Genomic DNA, 14,682 nt, shown 5'->3' with positions numbered 1-14,682 from the left:
CTTTTTCTCCAGGAGTTATTTTGCTTCGTCGACGTTGATTTTTATCTCCGCTCCATTGCAACGGATTTCCGGCACATACATCGCGTGACCCACGACAGGTAGCGCGTGAAACTGGCCAGGCACTTCGGCACGGAGATTGTATTTAATTTCCCAAACACCTTCCGGTAATTTGTCGATAAATAGTGCCACCTTGCGGTCTCGCAATTCCTGGTAAACCCAGCGTGTGCGCCCCGTGTGGTCGTCATCCTGCGACGGGGCAGGAGTTGGAACTGAAACTGGGCGGATGGCGCTTGCACCTGAGGTAAGTACTCGACGTTTGGTGGCGCGTGGCGGTTGAGGTTTAGCTGGTGCAGGTGTTGTGGATGGTGCGTTGGTGCCGAATTTGCGCTCGACCGATCCGGATTTCAGTTCGTTGGCGTAAAGCGACTCACCGCTACGCACTTCCACTGCTTCCAAACCAGCTGGTTTGAGATCCTCAAACAGTAGGTACTCATAATTGTTCTTGGCTTCGATGGTCAGAACTGTTTCCACGCGTTCACCGCTCTTTACCGATTCACCATCGTTTAACGGCTGGCGGTCATACACATAACCTTTCAGCAGGGTGGGGCGACCAACCAATTTGTAATATTGCCGGCGCACAAAGATTTCATTGCCTGCCGGAGTGATTGGTTCCTCGAGACTGAAGAATTTGGCATTGGCGGCAAAGTAAATAGGCCCTTTTCCAGCGGTCCGCACGATCCTGATTTCGTTTTCACCATCACGAATCAATTGTGTATCCACCGGGAATTGGCTGGGAGCATTGAAGGCATCCGTGCCCGAAACTTTCTTTTTGGCAATGGATTGTCCGTTAACCACGAGTTCATATTCGAGGTCGGGCGAGAGTTCGCCACTGACCCGGAGATAATCGTTCATCGCCAGGACGGTGATGGCGGTATCACGCGTGTTACTCCATTGCGCGCCGCGCCGATTTTTGATGAGCCAGTTGGTGACGGGTTCGATAAGTTTGTTTTGCGGATCAATCGCCAGCATGGCTCGTAGCGCAAAAGCGGTCGCTTCAATGCCACCATCGGACCAGCGCCAATACAAACCATCTTCACCCCAATGCGCGGTGCCGATGACAGCGGCATTTGATTGTTGCGCACCCTGCATGATCACCGAAGTGTCAGGCTTGTCATCACGCTTCACCCCGTTCTCCAGATTGGCGATGAGTGTTTTTGCCCTGTCTTGTTGGTGGAGATTGTGAGCACTGAGAGCAAAGAGCGCGCGGGTGTAAGCATTGAGTTGATCGCGCTTATTCCAGAGATTGTCGGAAGCCTTTGCGATGAACGGGCTCATCAGTTGATCATTGAACGGCGAGTAATACACGCTCAAGGCGTGCAGCATCCATGCCTGCATGTCTGGATTCTCCTCCTCTTCAACAAGGCGCTTGCTGAGATAGTCCGCGCCGCGATCTAAAACATCTTTCTTGATCTCAATCTTCGCATCCCGGGCGAGAGCGAGTCCCCAGACCACGTAAGCCGTCATCCAATGATCGCTCTCGCCCTGCTTCCACCATCCCCAACCTCCATCGGCATGCTGAAAATCGTAAAGTCGATCCAGTCCTTGTTTCACCATCTCATCCAGCTTTTGCAAATCCTGTTTGCCATTCGGATGTGTCGCGGCAGCGTTGGTCTGTTCGATGCCGCCAAAGACGCGGCTCATCACATCTTCGGGATTCAGCCCGAGATCTTTAAGTGTCTTGGCTGTGATGGCCGCAGGGAGGAAGCGGCTCATGGTTTGTTCCGTGCAGCCATACGGATAATCGATCAGATAGGGCAAGGCATCGAGCATGGTTACTGCCATGCTGGGGGTGACTTGCACGATCAATGAAGTAGATTCAGGCTTTCTCTCCTTGGGGATATTGAGTTTCACAGTGACATCATCACCCCGTACCTTGCCGGACTTGGAAATGAACTTCTCGATGCCGTGCTCGTAAATGGGATAGGATTTTTCCATGGCATCGGCGTATTTGCCTTCTCGGGCAAATGCTTTCAACTTAGCCATTCCTGGCTTTGTTACGGTAACCACCCAGTCTACCCGGGCCTCCCCTTGAGCAGGCACCTTTACTTCGAATGGAACTTCGCGGTTAGGATGCGGGTCTCTACCGTTAGGGCCCACCTTCAGCTCCAGGCCTTGTATATCAAGTCCGGGCTCCCTGATCTCCATGGCTTTATCCGTATTATTGTTAATGATCGCAGAGATTGTCACTTCATCGCCAACCAGGAAAAAGCGTGGTGCCTGCAGGCGGACAATCAATGGCTGTTTGGTGCGGGTCGTATTGGTGGCCATTCCAAATTGGTTGGCGTCAGTCACCGCCCGAGCCGTGGCTCGCCAACCAGTCAACGAATCGGGGTAGGTGACTTTGATGGTCGCCTTTCCATCCTCACCCGTAGTCACATCCGGCTTCCAGAGAATGGTGGAACGGAAATCCGAGCGTACCTGCACTGCGGGCTCCTGCTCGGGTGCTTGTCCTGGAGCTTTCTGCTTTTCTGCCACCGACAATTTGTTTTCCTTTGCCATCCGTCGTCCCAACATTGGCGCGGCCGCTGCCGGTTCGTTTCCCGCCATTCCACCCGCTAATGAGGCGCGGCCTTCGCTTTTTGCCAGCGAGTCGAAAGCGAATTGGGCAGTAGCCATGCCGTTATAATACGTGTCTTTGTTCCTATCAAGGCTTTCAAAATCAGCATCCTTTCTATTGCGTTGGTATTTGGATTCCTCACGATCTCTTTCATCCATCAACTGATTTTCATTTCCCGGCACCAGTCTGGCGTAGCTCTTTTGGTTGAAGGTGCTTTGGGACTGGATCTCCTGCTGGCGCTTTTGGCCGTAATAGAATTGGCGTGGATCGCCAGCATAATCGGACTGGATGTAGTAAACCGATTCATCCACCAGGCCGAAGGAGACTTCAGCCGGCACGGGCTTGTTATTGTAATCGCGCGTTGTGATGGTGAATGTGCCTTGTTCGCGCGGTTGATATTGTTCACGATCTGATTTGACCTCCACATTCAGGAAGTTGCGTGTGGGTGGAACGACAACTTGCTTTGTATCAGTGAAGATTTGACGATCGCTGAGCAACGTTGCATTGAGGAAGACATTCGGCACATGTTTCTCTTCGATGGGCAGTTCCACCAGTTTTACCGTGCCAGTAACATGAACGAGTTGGTAACTATACAGGTCCTCGCCTTCAACGCTGAAGAGCACGTAACGATCATTGGTCGGAACACTCAGCATGACCGGCGCCTTTTGGCCGACACGGAAGGTGTCCTTATCAACGATGATTTCCAAACCGCCGTGACGATAGCCCAACTCAGTGGTCGAACCTGTCGCCACCCAGACATAAGTCTCTGCCTGAATCGGCGCGGCTGGACGCGTATTCGTTTTTGAGTCCTGGCTTGTCCAACTAATCCGATAATAACCTTCGCGCTCCGGCGTGAAGGTGAGTTGTGCCGTGCCATTGGTATCCGTCTTCAGTGTGCGTGTTAAAATTTCATCGTGTTGATAGCCACGGAACTTGAGTTGCCAATCGTGGCCATCCGGCTTCGCAGGTGGAGGCGGGAAAATCATGCTTTGGTTGCGAATGCGTTTTAACTCATCCCCCTTGATTTCCTTGCCCTCGGGATTCAGCCAGATTTCATACCAATAGTCGCGGGTGACCTTGACGTTACCCTCGGTTTCCACTGGTTGCTCATTGGCGTCGAGGGCCTTGAAATCGACGGTTACCTTATCCTGCGGTCGATAGAGATTATGCTCCGGTTCAGGGTAAACGTAGTAACGTTGTTTGGTGACACGGACGGTTCCGTTGCCAACGATTTCACGGCGGCTGGCATCGGTGACGCGGGCTTCAATGCGGTATTCGTAATCCTGTCCTGAACCGCGCGGCGTATCGAACGTTAACTTCGCCTTGCCGGTAACATCTGTTTTGATGGTTTCACGTTTGATGATCTGGCCGTTGCCACTGTAAGAGCGAGAGTACTGATAGCCGGGTGACATGTCTTCATAGAACCAGGGAAAGTCGTGAGGGCGATACCAATAGTGATAAAATGGATTCTGGTACACGACTACTTCCACACTCGCATCCGACACCGGGCCGCCGAAGTAATAATCCGCCTGAATGTTGACTTCGACTTTTTCGCCAGGAATGAAGGTTTTCTTTTTGCCATCCTCTTCAGGCGTTTGAACACTAACCTTGAACTCCGGCAGTTTGTATTCTTCGAGGCGGAACAGCGTGGCGTTGCCAATCTGTTTAGTGTGAGCCGCATCCTCCCAGAAAGTCACACGATATTCGCCCAGCGGCATGTTGGTGGTTAAATCCAGCGAACCCCACGCACTGCCAAAGGCGTTCAAACTGGCCTTATCCGCCTTGACCTTGGTTCCACGCGGATCATCAATTTGGAATTCGATCGTTTGGTTAGCTGGCGTTGAATAGACGGAGCCATTGTGGCGACGGGCAATGAATTTCCACTGCACCGTTTCTTCCGGGCGATAGGCGGGACGATCGGTGAACGCGTAAATGCGCCAGGGCTGATCTTGATGTTGGTAGCCGTAGTAGTAATTGTTTCCGGCGCTAAAGGCCTGACGATCTTTGGAAATGGCGCTCGCAAACAATTCCACATTGTTGTTGTCAACCCGCTCGGTTAAGTCGAATACCGCGATCCCGTCTTTATTCGCATCCTTGGACATTTGACGCACATGCCAATGGTTGTCCCGGTAATAGCGTTCCCATAAGCTGACCCTGGCATTGGCTAGCGGGGCACTGTTGAGAGCATTCGCCACGTAAACCAAAGCCTGCTTGCCGGAAGATTTAAGCACGATGGCAGCGTCGGTAATCAAAATGAGATCTCGGGCACTCACGTCACCACTTTTTGCCTCGAGGATGTAAGCCCCGGGTGGAAGTTTGCCATCGAGTCGCACCGTATCGTTGCCTGGTTTGTAATCGCCTTTGTCATTGGTTTCCCGCGACCATGACTTGATCTTTTCGCGGCCACCCAGATTGATGGCGTGCAACCAGTCCGGATGTTGATCATCCCGCGCCTCGAATTTTACGTCGTCAGGAAGACTCACCGGGTATAAAGCCAGATCAAGGTGTTTGATATTTCGCCAATTCAGGGAATACTGAATTTCAGAATCGGGCAGGAAGATATTTCCTACGCCAACGCTTAGCTGTGGATCGATGATGCCTTTGATTTGCTGTTGAGCTTGCTCCCAGTAGCGGGTTTCACCTTGCTTAAATTCGCTGGTGATCTTCTGGAACAAAGCGAGGGCTTTATGATAGTCCGGTTCCTGGCTCCAGTTCCCGTCTTTGAGCAGGATAATGCGGCCGTAGCTTGTCATCCAAACTCCGTAGTTATAAAGAGCGTCATCGTACCAATCGGTTTTTTTGCCCAGCTTGATGGCACCTTCGAATTCTTCCACCACGCGTTGACGTTGATCCCAGTCGCCGCTTTGATTGCGCAGAGTCATCGCCAACAGGTAATGGGCGTGGGCCTTGTCCTCCTCTGTTTTAGCAATCGTGAGAGCATTATCGAGGACGTCCACGGGAATGTTATTTCCCCAATAACCATAGTAATAATACGGGATTTGCAGATTGGCAGGTTTGGCCATGGTCCAGACGATTTTTAGATACCGTTCGCGGGCAACAGCGAGATCACTTTGACCAGCCCACCAATCGAGAGCGTGTTGATAGTGGGGCCATCCTCCGCCCCAATCATTATTATTCCGACGAGTCCAGAAGAAGTCTCCCAAAGACTCTTCCACTTCCGCCCAGACGCGATCGTGCTCATCCTCCCGTTGACGATCGCGCACCAGGACTTCGAGATCATGGCGGGCAGTTTCAAATTTTGTATTATCCGAGGTTTGGGTGGCGGCTTGGGAACGCCAGAGAGTGTCGGCAAGGCGGAACTTAACCCAGCGGGTGTCATTGGTTGACAAGGGCAGCTTCCCGGCCCGCTCGTACACATCATGCGCTTTGGCGTAGGAACCTTCGGAAAAAAACTTTTCTGCTTCAGCTTTTAGTTGCTGGTAATTGGCGGTCTGACCAAACGATGGAACAAGGCTGCACCAGATGACGAGGGAAATTAGCAAGATGGCCTTCATGTGAAGAGTGTGTGCGGGTGGCGAAGGAACTATTTTTTGTCGGACTTGGGAGCTGGCGGTTTTGGTGTGTGTGGCGCAACGACTTTGCCCATGACGGGCGACACGCTGACTTCGCCCATTAGCAGGCGCGGTGTCTTAATCCCGAGTCCGGCTTTAATATCATTTTTGGCTTGTTCGATGCGGACTTTCAAACCCGTTCCCGGTTGGGAAGTGTCTTCCTCACGGTTTGCGGCGGCAATATTGATGATGGTGAAGACGATCAAGCCGACGCCGCCGAGCAACATTGCCTGCGCGCGTTTCCAAGCTTTCGCGAGGCCGACAGGGCAGTCGTCAGTTAGTACAGTTCCGTCCGCGCGTTGGTAAAAGCGCGTGCAAAGCTTACCTTCTTTGGATTTGACGAGAGTTGCCGCGTCGCCGGAAGAAAGGGCGGAGAGGTTATAAACGTTTTTCTGACAAAGGTTGCAGAAGCGCACCTGTTCATCGCCTTTCATCTCCTCCCAACGAGCAGTGCAGGGCGATGCGACCCGTAATTTCAACGGCAATTCAGTTGTTTTCATATCCCACTACCTCCATTGGACGGAGTAACCAAACAAATGCTCCCGAAAAGAGAGTTTTGCCGGAATTTTTGCTTTCACCTGACGACCAATTCCAGTGTAACCTATCGGCTGATGGCTGCCGATAAGCAACTGACTCCGATGATGGCGCAGTATCGCCGAATAAAGGGCGAACTGCCGAAGGACGCTATTTTGCTATTCAGGCTTGGGGACTTCTACGAAATGTTCTTCGAAGACGCGCAGGTGGCCGCGCCGTTGCTCAATGTGGCGCTGACCAAGCGGGGTGTGGTGCCGATGTGCGGCATTCCATTCCATGCGGCGAACAATTACATTTCCCGTTTACTGAAGGCCGGCCGGAAGGTGGCCATTTGTGAGCAGTTGGAGGAAGCGCGGCCCGGGCAATTGGTCAAACGTGATGTCACCCAGATTCTGAGTCCGGGAACTCACTTTGATGAGCGGATGCTGGCGGCGGAGAAGAATAACTTTCTCGCCGCGGTTTATGGCGTCGGCAAGAGTTTTGGATTGGCACTGGTGGATTTGACCACCGGCAGTTTCAAGTGCACTGAGTTGGAAACCGAGGCCGCGTTGCTGGCGGAGTTGGAACGGTTGCGTCCGGCGGAAATCATCCTGCCATCCGAAGCGGCGCGGTTGCACGAGTTGTTGAACAGCAATTTTCCGATCCTGAACGGGTACGAGGATTGGGTATTTGCCCCGGAGACGGCACTGTTTACTGTGCGCGATCATTTCAAAGTGGCGTCGCTCGATGGGTTTGGCCTCAAGAACAAAGGCGCCGCGACTGGCGCGGCAGGGGCAGTGTTGCATTATTTGACCCAGCATTTGCGTCGAGATGTGGGGCACTTGACGTCGCTTTCCTGTTATCAAGCGTCCGATTACTTGACGCTGGATATCATCACCCTGCGGCATCTGGAGATTTTGGAACCGCTGCACCGGGATGCAGCGAAGAATGCGACGCTCTACGGAGCATTGAATCGGACGGTGACTCCGATGGGCGCGCGACGATTGCGCGATTGGTTGTCGCAACCGCTCGCGGATGCCAAAGCGATTGGCTGCCGTCAAAATGCTGTGCAGACCTGGATGGAAAATGTCTCGGCGCTGGAACAGTTTCGAGCGCAGTTGACCCAGGTGCGGGATTTGGAACGGACGCTCGGACGGCTAAGCGCCGGAACTGGGAATGCGCGGGATTTGGCGGCGTTGCGATTGGCTTTGGAACAAGTTCCCATGCTGCGCTCCATTTTAGCTGGATTGCCCACTTCCGGCGCAGGGAACGGACTATTGCAGGAAGCGGAAGAGATTTCAGAACCATCATTGCTCGGGGAACTGGGATCGCAAGTGGTGGAACTGCCGGACTTGATCGACCAGATTGCGCGAGCGATTGCGGATGAACCGCCGCTGGCATTGAAAGAAGGCGGATTGATTCGCGATGGATTTGACCCGGCGCTGGATGAATTGCGCGCCGCTTCGCGGAGTGGTAAGGATTGGATAGCCAAGCTTCAGCAGGATGAAATCGAGCGCACGGGGATTAGTTCGCTGAAGGTGCGGTTCAATTCGGTGTTCGGTTACTACATCGAGGTGACGGCCAGCAATTTGAGCAAGGTGCCGCAACATTACATTCGCAAGCAGACGATCGCCAATGGTGAGCGGTTCATCACTCCTGAGTTGAAGGAGATGGAAGGCAAAATCCTGGGAGCGGAGGAGCGCAGCATCAAACTGGAATACGAATTGTTCCTGCGTGTGCGTGAGGTGATGCTGGCTCGTTTGCCGGAAATTCAGCAAACTGCATCGGCACTCGCGCAACTGGATGTGCTCGGTTCCTTCGCTGAAACGGCGCGGCTTTATAGTTATTGTCGTCCACAAGTGGGAACGGAAAATGTGGTGAATATCCGGGATGGCCGCCATCCGGTGTTGGAACAGAATTTAAGCGAGGAACGATTTGTCTCAAACGATACGCAGTTGGATCAACAGGTGCAGGTGGCGTTGATCACCGGGCCGAACATGGCGGGTAAAAGCACCTATATCCGGCAGGTGGCGTTGCTGGTTTTGCTGGCGCATACGGGATCGTTTATCCCGGCGGCAGAAGCGCGGGTGGATTTGGTCGATCGTATTTTTACCCGCATTGGTGCGAGCGATGATCTGGCGCGGGGACAGTCCACCTTCATGGTGGAGATGAGCGAGACGGCAAATATTTTGAACAACGCCACCGCGAAGAGCTTGATTATTTTGGATGAGATTGGTCGTGGCACGAGCACCTTCGATGGACTGAGTCTGGCCTGGTCGATCGTGGAGCACTTGCACAACCAGGTTGGCGCCAAGACATTGTTTGCAACACATTACCACGAGTTAACGGAGTTGGCTGGACGATTGCCGCGCATCAAGAACTACAATGTGGCGGTGCGGGAGTGGAACGATCAGATTGTCTTCCTGCGCAAGATTATCGAAGGCGGCACGGATAAGAGTTATGGCATCCAGGTGGCACGACTGGCAGGCGTGCCAAAAGCGGTGATTGAGCGCGCCAAGGAAATTTTACACAACCTCGAAGAGTCGGAGCTCACGCCTGAAGGGAACGTGCGGCAACAAGCGCGTCATCGTGCCGAGCGGGACAAGTTGAAGAAGCTCGCTCCACCGCCGCAGTTGGATTTGTTTGGAGGTTAGACTCCCTCACTTTTTCCGAGGAGTCTCTGCTGCCCAAGAGTGGAATTGGCGACTGATGATGTCGTACTTCACCGGCTCAGTTTCCTTGTGCTGGTGGCAGTAGATGAGGACGCCGTCAGCAGCGCGATGGGCGCGTTTCATGGTTTCTTCCACGTAGGCTGGTTGGGAGCCATTCGGGAGCGTGCTGTAAGGGGTGGCGTAGACGTCCACGATTAAGGGCAGTGAATTGCCAAAGTAACCTTTCATTTGCCGAACCTCTGATTCCACTTGATTGGGGTCGTCCAGATTCATGTGGGTGGATTCGGAGAGGTAGGGGAAGAGGATGCCATCCAGGAGATTGGTGTAGGCTGGATTCAGTGGTGTACGGGTTGCGACAAAGTACCAACAAGGAACAAAAGCGAGCTTGGGATTTTGTTGGTGAGCCAGTTCGAGACTTGATTTGAGCTTTTCTGGAGTGAAGAAACTGAGATTTGAGGAAAAGTCATCGATGCTCCAGGCGACGAGGTTGGGATAATTCCGACTGAGTTTGCCAAGCTCAGTGGCCCAGCGTTCGTAGTCGAGGCGGAAAGGTTCGGAGGAAAGAGTGCCGTATAGTGGTGGAGCTTCGCTGGGTGGCACGAGGGTGACCCAGACCTTGATATGATGCTTGCGGGCGATCGGAAGGAAGGCATGAAGATCTTCCCAATCGTTCGTGTTGTGCCAGATGAGCCAGTTGTAGGTGTTGGCACGTTGATCGACCAATTCGGAGATGAGGTGGTTGATGTCAATGTGTTGATTCGGCAGACGTGGCTCGTTGTCGTAAGTGCCGAAGCATTCGTGAATGGCGCTTTGACGGTTGGTGTAGCCGGAAGCCCTTTTGAAATGGTTAGCTGCGCAACCGGTGAGCGATGCCACCAACAGCAGGCTGCACAAGATCTTATTCATGTTTTATATCTCAAGCCCCTCGAGCGCCCGGATAGGCAATCGCATAAACCTGCCACTGGTTGAGAAGGTGAGGCACGTTTTTATTCCAGGCTATGGCCTGGAATATTGCATCTTGGGGGTTCTTGCAAGTTGCCCAAGGTATAAGTTCCGCCAGCCGGACATTCGGGAAGTGTACTGGAAGTTCCACGTCCCAAATAACGTTTGATGTTTTCCCAGGTCGGTTCAGCGTTTGCAGCAGCCTTGGTCTCCAGCGCCCATTGTTGCTTTGCGCCGTCGATTTGCGCCAGGTTATTGTGACAGGCTCGTTGGTTGGAGGCGGTTGCTTTGGAAATCATCCCTCTGGTAGCAAAGGGAAGGGCGACAAACACCGCAATTGCAAGGACACTAAGCATGGTGCCGATCCAACCCGTAATAATTCCGGCGGTGGCGAATCCAGAGCCGGTGAGTGTGCCAGCAGAATTGCGAATTTTGGTCTTGCCGATTTTTCCGCAGATGATGGCTGGAATACCGGAGAGAAATCCCAAACAAACCAGGCTGAGAATTCCCATTATCATGCTGGCAATGGCCAGACCCGAGCTTTCAGGAGCAGGGTTGGAACTCGGTGCCGGGTTTACGGGTGGAAGTGGATTGCTCATGGTCAGCTTTGAATTTGGTTCTAGTTACCTTCTGTTGATGCGCGTTTGATAGCGATATCAGGAAGGCATGTAAAGGCCAAAGCTGACTGCATCTAATAATTGATCAGGCTGCGCCGTCCACGATTTGACAAAGAATTGGCTGGGTTTTGTGTCCGCCACGCTTTTCGTATTCGCGAGCCATGTATTCCATGAAAGCGGCAGCTTCGTGATGTCGGACAAGATTGATGGTAGCGCCGCCGAAGCCGCCGCCGGTCAAGCGCGCTCCGAGGCAGCCGGGATGTTTGCGGGCGATTTCGACGAGCAGGTCCAGTTCGGGGACGCTGTTCTTGAGGAAATCGCGGGAACTTTCATGGCTTTGGAACATGTATTGGCCGAATTGTTGATGGTCATCCTCACGCAGGGCGCGTTCGGCGAAGACGACACGCTGGATTTCGGTGACAATGTGGTGGGCACATTCATATTCGCGCTGAGTGAGTTTGGCTTTGCTGGCATCGAGCATTTTGGCATCGGCCGAGCGAAGGGAGGTAATGCCCAGTTTGCGGGCTGCGCCTTCACAGTTGTCGCGAAGTTCGTTGTAACCGCCTTCGACGAGGGAATGTTTCACGCCGGAGTTACAGACGATGATGGCTTCGCCTGGCATCGGGGAGAGTTCAACCGTCAGGGCACGGAAATCAATGTCCATGACGTGCCAGGCCTTGCCGAAGAGGGAGGAGATTTGGTCGAGCAAACCGACTTTAACACCGACGAATTCGTGTTCTGCTGCGCGACAGATTTTGGCGATGTGCAACTTTTCCGCGTGGGTTGGAACAGGAACTACGCCTTTGGAGTCGGGTATTGGGGCGGCGGCGAGACCGGTTTCACTCAAGGCGTAAGGGTGCAATTTGCGGATAATCAAGGCAGTGGCGACTGAAAGAGCGGCGGAACTGCTCATGCCTGCGCCCATGGGGATGGTGCCGTGCACGACAGCATTAAAGCCGGTGAAGTGAACGCCGCGTTTATACAATTGCGCAAGGACACCCTTTACGTAATCGGCCCAGGGAACGGCGGGATTTTTTTTGAATTCGTTAGCGGAGAAGATTTCCTTTTCGGGAAATGATGAGGAAACGAGTTGGATCTTGCCATCGCTCCGCGGAGAGGCGGCGATTTCAATATATTTGTCCACCGCCAGGGACATGACCAGGCCCTCATTATAGTCGGTGTGGTTGCCGAGCAGTTCGAGGCGGCCGGGCGCGCGAACGACATGGACAGGGGGAGCGTTGAAGTGGCGTTTAAAATGTGTTTCTACTTCGAACATAATGCAAATTTCAGATTAGCAGATTTTCAAATTATGGGACAAGATGGATGCTGATCAGCCGCCAACGAGGCTTTTCCTGCTGGCCAATGGAAAGTGTTTTCAAATGGCATTGGCGGTTACAATCGTGGGCCGGACTCAGTGCGATCATGTCTTAACCAATGCCACAGGTTTTGGAGAGGGTCACGCGGAAATGTCAGCCATTTTTCGGAGGCGGCGGGATGAAAGGCGGTTTGTTTGATTCCTTGCGTTTCGCTTCACGCAGAACGCTGATGCTGGTAATCCAGGACAAGAGCCATGAAGTTCCGAAAACAATCAGAGCAACTTTTCCCAACCAAGGATAGGGCGGGGCATCAAGCGGTGAATCGCCAATCTGGCTGTACAGGGCATAGAGGAGTTGCACAAACCAACCTATGAAGAGACCGAACCCAAGGAGAGCAATCGCCAATTGGATGGAGCCTTCCAAAAAACGACCTGCCATTAAAGAACCCAGGCCCGGAGTGGCGAACTGATTCATGAGCACGCAGGAATAAGCTCTGGAAGCGGTAAGCGGCTTACGTGCCTCGCGAAGTGAAAATGTCTTCATAGGCATACATCAACGAAATGAGCGCGATCGGCAGAGTGACCAGCGCGCCAATGAAGCAGGCAAAAATGCCGGCGAGAGAGATCACTCCGTTAACAATGACCAGCGCGAAAATGGTGAACCAGTGCCTGGTTACCACCTGGCGGCTGATCTCCATGGAATCCCAGAAGCCCAGTCGCCGATCGACCACCAACACGGTGCTGAATATCCATGCGATGGAGAGGTAAATGCCCGGCACCAGGCAAAAGGCGAATGCGATCATGGCAAGAATTCCTTTTATGAGTCCCAGTAATGCGAGTTGGCCAGGTACCTGGGTCACGCCGACGAAGGCATCACCGATTTCGGCATTTTGTCCCCGGATGAGCTTTAAATAATAATTATAGAGTCCGCCCATGAAGATTTCGGAGACGCACATGCTGAGCAGCCAGGTGAAGGGAATCAGAAGAAGCAAGCCCACGGAGATCTGAGGTGGGGCAGTTTCCGGGCTGGTTTGGTTGAGCAAGTGGCCAAGAAAGTATTTCATCAGCGCCTGAGTGGCCGGGCTGGAGGTAAGGCCAATGAGTTGGTTGATGATGGCCGGGATGGCAAATGACAGAAGACTGATGCCCACGACTGGCAGAAGGTTGGCTTTGACAAGTTCCCAACTCCGCTTGATGCAATTTCCAATGTCCACATAATAATCCCTGTCGACTACGTCGGCCAGCGGCAGGGGGGCAAAGGAACCTGGTGAAACAGGCGCGCCAAGGCCGGGGGGCGGAGCAGGATTCAAGACATCCGAGAATTCTGAATAAAGGTGGAGAGGCTTCCAGTCTATGGCACCCGGGCCTTGGGCCAAGGTCTGACCATTGGCACGGCCTTCAGCAATCCATTCACGGATTTCAGCGGCGCTAACCGGGCCGTATTCCTTCTGATCTGCTCCTATGATCTTATACATAATCAAAGACGGTTATCATGCAGGTGTCTGCGTTATCGCAATCGTACTCCAGATTTAATGGGACAGGCAGCATTACTTTCGCCTTAGGGCAGCACTGGCGATCAAAATGATGACGATTAAATAGAGCAGTCCGAATAAACCGCCGAGGATGATGCCGATCAACGCGTGCACCCGCCCTTTGCTGCCGGGGTGGGTTTGGGCGAATTTCAGGCCGCGCAAGCCGAGGACAAAAGCGGCGATACCAAGGAAAAATCCAATCACCGGTATAAACGAGAAAATGCCAAGATAATACGCAATCAGGGCCTGCGGATTTTTGTAGGGGATGATGGTTGAGATGCCATCGTCGGCCTTTGTGCTTGAGGCGCTCAGTGGTGGAAATTTTGGCAGGTCGTTGGCGAATTCGGAGTAGGAATTCAGAACTTTCCATTGCGTTTCGCCGTCGAATTTGACCAGACTTTGTGCTGTTGCCCGCCCTTGACCAATCCATTGCCGTAACTGGTTGGCGTCTATCGGCCCGTATTCCCTCTGGTCTGCCCCGATGATCTTATACATAAATGAAAGCCACTGCGAAAGCTGACGCCATTAATGATGCCATCGATCGCGCCACAAACAAGCCTTTGGTTGAGAGCTCCTATTTTGGAGGGGCCAGGAATGTAAATGGTGGATGGGGAATATTTCTGAGGACAGTGAAAAGGATCAGCACAATCCCGAGGAGAATCATGCCATATCCGGAGAAGGTTATTGGGGGCAGGGAGTGGCCCTTGATTTTCGGTGCCACGAGCCGGATGCCCATGTACGCGAAGACGGGAAGGGCCAGGATAAATAATGGATTACACTGAAGGCCGGTCAGGAAATGACCATGCACAAGATGATACAACGACCGCTGAGCGCCGCAGCCCGGACAGTACAGACCGGTTAACTGATAAAAATAGCACTTCGGATAAAAACCGTATTGCGAG

Annotated in this window: 10 protein-coding genes; 1 reads left to right on the top strand and 9 read right to left on the bottom strand. The window is 53.0% G+C overall.

The genetic code is table 11. The features are described from left to right. Nucleotides 1-15: 15 nt before the first annotated feature. Entirely contained in the window at nucleotides 16-6,132 is a 6,117-nt protein-coding gene (locus CFLAV_RS23970; RefSeq protein WP_007417451.1) for an MG2 domain-containing protein, read from the bottom strand. A 29-nt stretch (nucleotides 6,133-6,161) separates the two neighbouring features. Further along, a complete protein-coding gene (locus tag CFLAV_RS33025) occupies nucleotides 6,162-6,689 on the bottom strand; it encodes a hypothetical protein (RefSeq protein ID WP_007417450.1) in 528 nt (175 codons plus the stop codon). Between the two features lie 36 nt (nucleotides 6,690-6,725). On the opposite strand from CFLAV_RS33025, the gene mutS reads away from it, so the two are divergent. Further along, a complete protein-coding gene (gene mutS / locus CFLAV_RS23960; RefSeq protein ID WP_007417449.1) occupies nucleotides 6,726-9,356 on the top strand; it encodes a DNA mismatch repair protein MutS in 2,631 nt (876 codons plus the stop codon). Nucleotides 9,357-9,362: 6 nt separating this feature from the next. Here mutS and CFLAV_RS23955 read toward each other — a convergent pair whose 3' ends face one another. From CFLAV_RS23955 to CFLAV_RS23925, 7 genes are all read right to left on the bottom strand, one after another. Continuing rightward, complete coding sequence (locus CFLAV_RS23955; protein ID WP_007417448.1) at nucleotides 9,363-10,280, bottom strand: hypothetical protein; 918 nt, start codon at nucleotides 10,278-10,280, stop codon at nucleotides 9,363-9,365. Nucleotides 10,281-10,360: 80 nt separating this feature from the next. Beyond that, nucleotides 10,361-10,915: a DUF4190 domain-containing protein gene (locus CFLAV_RS33020; protein WP_007417447.1), complete on the bottom strand. Its 555-nt coding sequence runs from the start codon at nucleotides 10,913-10,915 to the stop codon at nucleotides 10,361-10,363. A gap of 103 nt (nucleotides 10,916-11,018) precedes the next feature. Beyond that, nucleotides 11,019-12,209, bottom strand: a complete 1,191-nt coding sequence (locus CFLAV_RS23945; RefSeq protein WP_007417446.1) for a galactokinase — start codon at nucleotides 12,207-12,209, stop codon at nucleotides 11,019-11,021. Between the two features lie 193 nt (nucleotides 12,210-12,402). Beyond that, entirely contained in the window at nucleotides 12,403-12,792 is a 390-nt protein-coding gene (locus CFLAV_RS23940; RefSeq protein WP_007417445.1) for a hypothetical protein, read from the bottom strand. Beyond that, nucleotides 12,761-13,723: a GYF domain-containing protein gene (locus tag CFLAV_RS33015; RefSeq protein WP_007417444.1), complete on the bottom strand. Its 963-nt coding sequence runs from the start codon at nucleotides 13,721-13,723 to the stop codon at nucleotides 12,761-12,763. Before CFLAV_RS33015 ends, CFLAV_RS23940 begins: the two co-directional genes overlap by 32 nt. A 72-nt stretch (nucleotides 13,724-13,795) precedes the next feature. Then, complete coding sequence (locus CFLAV_RS23930) at nucleotides 13,796-14,275, bottom strand: GYF domain-containing protein (RefSeq protein WP_007417443.1); 480 nt, start codon at nucleotides 14,273-14,275, stop codon at nucleotides 13,796-13,798. Between the two features lie 79 nt (nucleotides 14,276-14,354). Next, nucleotides 14,355-14,682, bottom strand: a 328-nt coding sequence (locus CFLAV_RS23925; protein ID WP_040549948.1) for a DUF2752 domain-containing protein, incomplete at its 5' end; no start/stop codon positions are given.

Origin of the sequence: Pedosphaera parvula Ellin514 (genome assembly GCF_000172555.1) — a bacterium.
Taxonomy (GTDB): Bacteria; Verrucomicrobiota; Verrucomicrobiia; order Limisphaerales; family Pedosphaeraceae; genus Pedosphaera.
This window is presented reverse-complemented; position numbering and strand designations above follow the sequence as displayed.

Coding starts and splice junctions, on each gene's coding strand:
- CFLAV_RS23970 (WP_007417451.1), bottom strand. CDS start 6,132: ATGAAGGCCATCTTGCTAATTTCCCTCGTCATCTGGTGCAGCCTTGTT.
- CFLAV_RS33025 (WP_007417450.1), bottom strand. CDS start 6,689: ATGAAAACAACTGAATTGCCGTTGAAATTACGGGTCGCATCGCCCTGC.
- mutS (WP_007417449.1), top strand. CDS start 6,726: ATGCTCCCGAAAAGAGAGTTTTGCCGGAATTTTTGCTTTCACCTGACG.
- CFLAV_RS23955 (WP_007417448.1), bottom strand. CDS start 10,280: ATGAATAAGATCTTGTGCAGCCTGCTGTTGGTGGCATCGCTCACCGGT.
- CFLAV_RS33020 (WP_007417447.1), bottom strand. CDS start 10,915: ATGAGCAATCCACTTCCACCCGTAAACCCGGCACCGAGTTCCAACCCT.
- CFLAV_RS23945 (WP_007417446.1), bottom strand. CDS start 12,209: ATGTTCGAAGTAGAAACACATTTTAAACGCCACTTCAACGCTCCCCCT.
- CFLAV_RS23940 (WP_007417445.1), bottom strand. CDS start 12,792: ATGAAGACATTTTCACTTCGCGAGGCACGTAAGCCGCTTACCGCTTCC.
- CFLAV_RS33015 (WP_007417444.1), bottom strand. CDS start 13,723: ATGTATAAGATCATAGGAGCAGATCAGAAGGAATACGGCCCGGTTAGC.
- CFLAV_RS23930 (WP_007417443.1), bottom strand. CDS start 14,275: ATGTATAAGATCATCGGGGCAGACCAGAGGGAATACGGGCCGATAGAC.